1 protein-coding gene is annotated in these 829 nt (G+C 39.7%); it reads right to left on the bottom strand.

Features of this window, described 5'->3' with window-relative positions:
• Positions 1-197 precede the first annotated feature (197 nt).
• The coding region (locus B5F88_RS20970; RefSeq protein WP_162612269.1) for a hypothetical protein at positions 198-829 on the bottom strand (632 nt) is incomplete at its 5' end.

The following is an 829-nucleotide window of genomic DNA, read 5'->3' as shown; positions in this document are numbered from 1 at the left end:
TAAACAATACTGCCGGGGGGCTGGCTACCCTGGATTGGCGATTTTCGTCCGGCCGATATTGGCTTTTTTCTCCCGGCCCAATATGGTTAATTTCTCCCGACCCTAACATCTGCAATATGTCTTTATCATTTTAGATGCAAAATTTCTCGAAAAGTTCCATATTATAGTATTTTGTTCAACAAATTAAAATTGGTCAGCTATTCACCATATACGATCAAGAGGGTTTTTCCATCGCAATCCAAATAAACGCTCTGGTCGCCGCCAACCATTCCGTCTGTGCAGAAATGTACTTTCCATACACATTTATCTGGATCAAAATATGTCGTAACACTGTCATATTCGATAGTGCATTCGCCCTTGGCATGTTCGGCCACATTCTCAAAAGTGATTTCAGTCTCAGTTATATTTACAAACCCGGAAGTTTTTACACCAGGTTCGCATTCTAAATATATTGCTGCATCTTCGGCATAAGAAAAATTAGGGATCGCAATTTTATCAAAAATTGCCTTTGTCTGCTCTGCCAAATCCATGTACACAGTATAATCCATTGAGACTACTCCCGTATGCCACAAGGCAAAGTGTTCCTTAAACAGGGATTGAAGTTCCTCTTCAGTATACGACTGTTTTAACTCGTCACTTATAACCAAACCATTTTGAATAAATAAATCAAGCAGTTCTTCTGCGGGCATTTCGGATAATTCTTCATAAGTATATTTCTGTTCAGCTTCGGATTGAATGTCTGTTTGGGATATTTCCTCGTTATTTTGAGTTGGAGTTATTATGTCCTGTTGTCCTTGCTGACTGCAACCAACCAGACCCAACACACAGA

It is taken from the genome of Flavonifractor sp. An306 (genome assembly GCF_002159455.1).
Lineage (GTDB): Bacteria > Bacillota > Clostridia > Oscillospirales > Oscillospiraceae > Flavonifractor.
Note: the sequence above shows the minus strand (reverse complement) of the source record. Positions and strands in the feature narration are given on the sequence as shown.